The following is a 5691-nucleotide window of genomic DNA, read 5'->3' as shown; positions in this document are numbered from 1 at the left end:
CCGTGATCATCGGCTCGATCAACGCCCACTGCTCATCCGATAAGTCGCTCGGATACGCCCGTCTTTCCATGCGCCGCAGAACATCACCCGAACCCCGACTGGCACGCCAGTACGGCTGGCGTTCACATGAACGAGCGATCACGAACCGAGAGAAAAGGGACTTAACGTCCACTCATAGCGCCTCGGACGGACCGCCTCCGCGTCCTCGAAGCGGGCCCGGACCGCGATCGTCACCCAGAACCGCGCGGTCTGCTGCTGCACGACGACCGCCAGGCGGTGCTGGTCCAGGTTCTCCATGTCGACCGGATCGTGGGTGATCATCAGGTCGTAGCTGTAGTGCGGGTCTTCAGCGTTGACCCGCTCGGCGAGGGCGGTGAGCGTCGCAGTGGCGTCGGCCGCCTCCAGGACCTCTGCGTCGTGGGCGGAGGTGGTGTGCAGGCGCAGGAGCTTCGTGAGGTCGGAGACAGCGCTCTCGACCCTCTCCCGGCCGCCGTGCAGGTAGTAGTCGATGACCTGCGGGTATGTGGCGGCAAGGCCGTCGACGAAGTTGAGGCCCCGCCAGGTGGGTGTCACTCCTGGGGGAGCGGACAGGCCCTCCAGGACGTCGAGATCATCACGTTCGACGAGCTCTACCAGCGGGCGTGTTTCATCGTCGAGGACCGCTGAGCCTGGTTGGCGTATGAGCATCGGGTCTAGCTCCATCGCGTGGGCATTGCGGCGGACAAGTCGCCGCCCCCGGTTCAGAATGCGTGGACGATCGGCGTTTCGACTTGACGTGCGACGTGTTCCGGCGGCTGGAAGCTACGGTTGATCCGGCAGCTCGCGGTAGCACAGTCGGCGGCTGCGAGAATTTGGCGCTGGACGGCTGCGGACGCGGAGTGCGCGGGCCGTACGCTCACTCACTGGAGCAGTCCTGGCGACGCGCTGGGCACGGTGCTGGGCAAGACCGAGCTGGTGGATCAAGGCCTCGGACCCATTGATCACGACCAAATGCGTGCCCTAGCCTCCGCGTTTCGCTTGGGGTTGGCTGAGTCGGGTTGATGACGTTGGCAGTGGTCCGAGGTCGAGTTCGGGTGCTGAGCATGCCGAGTGCCCGACGCGGTGGCCGGTCTCTCCAAGGTCCTCGGGTCGTGGGCGGGCATGGTGGTCGCCTCGGTTCAGGTGATGGGCCGGGGCAGGGCCTGCAGTCGGGTGAAGGCGGTCGCGAGATCGTGGCGCCAGGGCCAGGTGGCGGCGATCCGCAGGTGCAGTCGGCGGGCGCCGCGGGTGATGCGCGCGGCGGCGTGCAGCAGCCGGTAGCGGAGCTTCTTCGGCTCGGCCGCAGCCAACTCTCCCTCCAGTAGGAGGGATTGAGTCCAGGCGAGCAGATCGATGGCGGTCAGGGACAGCTCCAGCCACGCGGCGTTGATGGCGAAGTGACGCGAGGGGAACCGGCCGAATCCGGTGGTCTTGCCGCAGCGGATCCGGTCTTCGACACGAGCGTGCGCGCGGTGGCGGACCTCCAGCAGTTGCAGGGAGCCATGGCCGTAGGGGGTGTCGGTGAGGAAGACCTGGTGGCGCATGCCCTCGTCCTGGTCGAACAGGGACAGCTGGGCGCCGGGGTGCGGGCGTTCGCGGCGGACGATGATCCGGGTGCCCCCGGGCAGGCCTGACAGGTCTGCCAGGCCGGTCAGTTCGGCGACCTCGGCGCCGTCGCGCAGGGAGCCGTCCTGTTCGAGGGCGGGATGCCAAACCTGGTCGGGCAGGTGGCGGATCGCCAGACGGACCGGCTCGGTGATGGACCATCCGACGGAGAACGACGCTCGGACGCCGCGCGAGCGCAGGGCGCGGATGTGGGCCAGGAAAGCCTTGGCGGAGCCGGCACTGTCGGCGCGGATGAGGATCTCGGTGCCGTGGCGGTGGGCGTCGGGTATCTGGGCGAGCGCGGCATCGAGCACGGCGATGTGGTCGGCGGCGGTGTTGGCCGCGGCGTTGCCCGGCCTCAGCATGCCTGCCAGGGCCTCGCCGGTGTTGTCGAGGAAGCAAAGCAGCGGGTGGTAACCGAAGCCGTGCTTGTAGGTCGACGCGGCGTTTTCCTTCTGGGAATGGCAGGTGACCAGGGTGGCATCGATGTCCAGGACCAGGCCTGGCAGTTCGCGTCCCCCTGCGTGAGAAGCGGGGACGCCGTCGCGAGTCTCGCAGGCCTGGAGCCAGGCGATCTCGCGGGCGGTGGCGCGGGCCGCGCGAACGGCTGCGAGCGCGGCCGGGTCGATGCCGGCCAGCAGCCGCCAGGCGGTCGGGGTGGAGGCCACCGATCCGAAGACTTCGGGCTGGTCGCGCAGCAGGGCCAGGTCTGCGATCGCCTCGCCGCCGTCGGCGAGCATCACCGCCAGATCGGCGGCGATCCGGCCCGGCTCGTGGCCGGTGCCGCGGGGACGAAGCCGGCGCAGGGCATCGCTGAAGGCGCGAGTGAGACCGGTGGCGTCGGCGAGATCGGCCAGCAGTCGCGACCCGGCGTGGCTGACCACGCCACGCCCGTCGGTGGAGACGACGAGCCGGGGACGAGACCCGGTAGTGTGCACGTAGAAAGTGCCTTCCTGCTGGGCTGACGGAGACCTTAGACAAGCCTCATCCTCCCAGTTCAGAAGGCACTTTCGCGTTCTCGCTCATGATCCGGACGTAGTCCCAAGTGAAACGCGCAGGCTAGGCAGTGTCCTGGCGATCAGTTGAGTCGTTGATACGACTATGGGGAGTAGGACTGATCTGACGGATGCCCAGTGGGAGCGCCTGGAGCCGCTCCTGCCGGTGAGTAACGGGCGTTGTGGCAGGTGGCGGGACCATCGCCAGGTCGTGAACGGGGTGCTGTACCGAATACGCACGGGCGTGCAGTGGCGCGATCTGCCGGAGCGGTATGGACCGTGGAAGACGGTGCACGAGCGGCATCGCCGCTGGTCTGCGGACGGAACGTGGGAGATGCTCCTGCGGCGGATCCAGGCCGAGGCGGACGCGGCCGGTGAGATCGACTGGGACGTATCGGTCGACTCGACGTCCGTGCGCGCGCACCACCACGCCGCCGGCGCCCGGCATGCTCCGCCGCCCGCCGTCAAAGGGGGCTTCGCCCAGGCGGTCAAAGCCGCTCGGGTTCGGGCGGAACTGATCGACCGGCTGGCGGAGGTGGTGCGGGAGGCGAGGCGCTCGGCCGCTCGCGCGGCGGGTTCACGACCAAGATCCACCTGAGTGCGGACGGCCGCTGCCGGGTGCTCTCGCTGGTCGTCACGCCCGGGCAGTGCGCCGACTGCACCCAGTTCGAGGCGGTCATGAACAAGATCCGCGTGCCGAGGCTGACCTGCGGCAGGCCGCGCACCAGGCCGGACAGCGTCAGCGCGGACAAGGGCTACAGCAACCGCCGAACCCGCCGCTATCTGCGCAGACGCGGAATCCGGCATGTCATCCCCGAGAAGCGCGACCAGGCAGCCGGCCGGGCCCGACGCGGCAGCGCCGGGGGTCGGCCGCCCGGCTTCGACAAGGATCGCTACAAGAAGCGCAACACCGTCGAGCGGGCGATCAACAAGCTGAAAACCTTCCGCGCGGTTGGTGAGGTCGACTCGGGGCGCCCTGCTGGTGTTTCCACCCAGTGGGTTTCCCCGAGCCGCCTCCCGAACCCGGCGTGCCCGTCTCCGGGCACCGGGCTCTCCACAAGTCCCGTTTAGGGGTGGCTCAGATTCTCATGCCGCAGTGGGCCACGGGGTCGGGATGATCGTTCCCCGGTATCGGTATCTGGTTGTGCTTACCTTCGCCGGATTGAACAGTTCTCCCTCCTCCGTGGTGGGCCACCAGCCGCCGTCGCAGAAGCGGCGGCGGAGCTGCTTCCATGTGATCCCGGGGTGCTTGCGCCGTATCCATCGGACTACCCGCATCCACGTGTAGTGGCCGAGGTAGCAGAGGGCGACGTTCGAAACCCCTGGACGGAAGTACGCGCACCAGCCCCGCAGCACCTGGTTCAGCCGGTGCAGCAGGGCGGTCAGCGGCAAGCCGACGTTCTGTCGACTGGTCAGTTCCTTCACCTTGGCCGTCACGGAGTGAACTGACTTCCGTGCCGGGTAGGTGTAGATGTACTGCCCGTCGGTGCCCCGCTTCCGGTGGCGCTGGATGCGCCACCCAAGGAAGTCGAAGCCCTCGTCGATGTGGGTGATCCTCGTCTTCTCCACCGACAGGCGAAGACCCATCGGTTTCAGCACCTCTGCGACGTCCCCTCGCAGTTCCTCGGCCTGCTCACGGCTGCCGGAGACGAGTACGAGGAAGTCGTCCGCGTACCGGACCAGCCGGTAGTTGGGCAATCCTCGCCGCCGTCTGCGGCGCCGTTCTTCGGAGGTAGCGCCTGCTCCTCCGGGGGCCTGGGCGATGTGCTCGTCCAGGACCGAGAGTGCGATGTTGGCCAACAGGGGCGAGAGGATCCCGCCCTGCGGGGTTCCGGTGCGTGTGTCGGTGAGGGCTCCGTCCCGGGACAGGATCCCGGACTTGAGAAACGCCTTCACCAAGGCCAGGATCCGCTTGTCCCCGATCCGATTCCGGACCCGGTCCATAAGAGCCGTGTGCGAGATCTCGTCGAAGCACGCCGTAATGTCGCCCTCCACCACCCACTCGTAGGAGTGACTGGTCAAGTAGCGAGTCTCGGCGACAGCGTCCTGCGCCCGGCGGTTCGGGCGGAATCCGTACGAGTACGGAAGGAAATCCGCTTCGAACACCGGCTCCAGCACCAGCTTCAAGGATGCCTGGACCACCCGGTCCGCCACGGTCGGAATACCGAGACGACGGAGTTTGCCGTTCGCCTTCGGAATCATCCGCTCGCGTACTGGAACCGGCCGGAAGCTGCCGTCTCTCAACTGAGATCGCAGCCCGTCGAGGAAGGCCTCGACTCCCTGCCCGGCCTCGATGGAGCGCGCGGTCTTCCCGTCCACTCCGGCCGTGCGGGCACCCTTGTTCCCCCGGACCCGATCCCATGCCATCAGAAGGAAGGCGGGGTCGGTCACAAGGTTGAACAGATCGTCGAACCTGCGATGAGGACCATCGTTTGCCCAACGGTGCAGCTTGGTCTGGATCTTCAGTACCCGCAGCTCCGCCCCGAACAGGGCGGACTCCAGCTCGTCGGTGTTCACCGGCGACAACCTCCTGACATTCCAGGGTCCTTACTGCCGACTTGCTGGCCCCCTTCCCCATGTGGCCGGCTTTCCCGGCCTCCGAGTACTACGGAGCCTCCGCCCTGTCCGACGGCCTTCAGCCGGCGATGGACCTGCCCTCGGCCGGACTGGAGGCCCGGCGCGGAGGGCGACCGCGGACAGTTCCCACGTTCACCACGGAGTCGATCGACGGGTGAGGTGCCCAGCTCTACCCCGGCAGCATCGCCACACCTACGCCGCAGACATTCGGCGTGGCCTCCCCACCGATAGGTAGATTCGGCTTCGGAGTCGACCGTCGGATCGCCGACGGTCGTGCACTGCGTCCGGCCCAGATCCGCCAGGTTGGAGCCGGTGTCGAAATTACGGGGCGTCAAGCACTGGTTCCTCGCGTACACCTTCCCGTCTCGCTAGGGAGCGTATTTGGTCGTGATCAAGGAGCAGTTTTGGTGAGGTCCTTGATCCAGATCATTGCGCCGCGGAGGTGGAGGCCGGCGAGGTAGCTGCCGGGTGTCTTGTCGTAGCGAGTGGCGATGCC

At 67.5% G+C, this 5691-nt stretch carries 3 protein-coding genes and 1 pseudogene; 1 reads left to right on the top strand and 3 read right to left on the bottom strand.

Translation table 11 applies throughout. The features are described from left to right. Positions 1-138: 138 nt before the first annotated feature. A complete protein-coding gene (locus KV557_RS41240; protein WP_218207240.1) occupies positions 139-573 on the bottom strand; it encodes a hypothetical protein in 435 nt (144 codons plus the stop codon). Positions 574-1157: 584 nt separating this feature from the next. After that, entirely contained in the window at positions 1158-2561 is a 1404-nt protein-coding gene (locus KV557_RS41235; protein WP_218207239.1) for an IS1380 family transposase, read from the bottom strand. 163 nt (positions 2562-2724) lie between these two features. On the opposite strand from KV557_RS41235, the pseudogene KV557_RS43885 reads away from it, so the two are divergent. After that, positions 2725-3689 (top strand): annotated as a pseudogene (locus tag KV557_RS43885) (IS5 family transposase). Between the two features lie 15 nt (positions 3690-3704). Here KV557_RS43885 and ltrA read toward each other — a convergent pair. Continuing rightward, entirely contained in the window at positions 3705-5135 is a 1431-nt protein-coding gene (ltrA, locus tag KV557_RS41220; RefSeq protein WP_218207236.1) for a group II intron reverse transcriptase/maturase, read from the bottom strand. Positions 5136-5691: the final 556 nt, after the last annotated feature.

The sequence above is a fragment of the Kitasatospora aureofaciens genome (assembly GCF_019192735.1).
Classification (GTDB): Bacteria; Actinomycetota; Actinomycetes; order Streptomycetales; family Streptomycetaceae; genus Kitasatospora; species Kitasatospora aureofaciens_A.
This window is presented reverse-complemented; position numbering and strand designations above follow the sequence as displayed.